This is a genomic window from Saccharothrix sp. ST-888 (assembly GCF_000955975.1).
Taxonomy (GTDB): Bacteria; Actinomycetota; Actinomycetes; order Streptomycetales; family Streptomycetaceae; genus Kitasatospora.
The window spans coordinates 1-306 of sequence record NZ_JYJF01000948.1 but is presented as its reverse complement, the minus strand read 5'-3'; the positions used below and the strand labels follow the sequence as shown (position 1 = coordinate 306).

At 60.8% G+C, this 306-nt stretch carries 1 rRNA gene; it reads left to right on the top strand.

The features are described 5' to 3' along the window. Nucleotides 1-41 precede the first annotated feature (41 nt). Nucleotides 42-306, top strand: a 23S ribosomal RNA gene (locus UK12_RS42650); the annotation flags it as partial.

The following is a 306-nucleotide window of genomic DNA, read 5'->3' as shown; positions in this document are numbered from 1 at the left end:
GGTCGTTGTTTGAGAACTGCACAGTGGACGCGAGCATCTGTGGCCAAGTTTTTAAGGGCGCACGGTGGATGCCTTGGCACTAGGAACCGATGAAGGACGAGGAAGGCCGCGATAGTCCCCGGGGAGCCGCCAACCAGGCCTTGATCCGGGGGTTTCCGAAGGGGGACACCCGGCCGGCGTCATGGGCTTTCACCCATACCTCAACGCAACGGGTAGGTGGAGGGAACGAGGGGCAGTAACACACCTCAGTACCCTCAGGAAGAGAAAACAACCCTGATTCCGGGAGTCGTGGCCAGCCGAACCGAC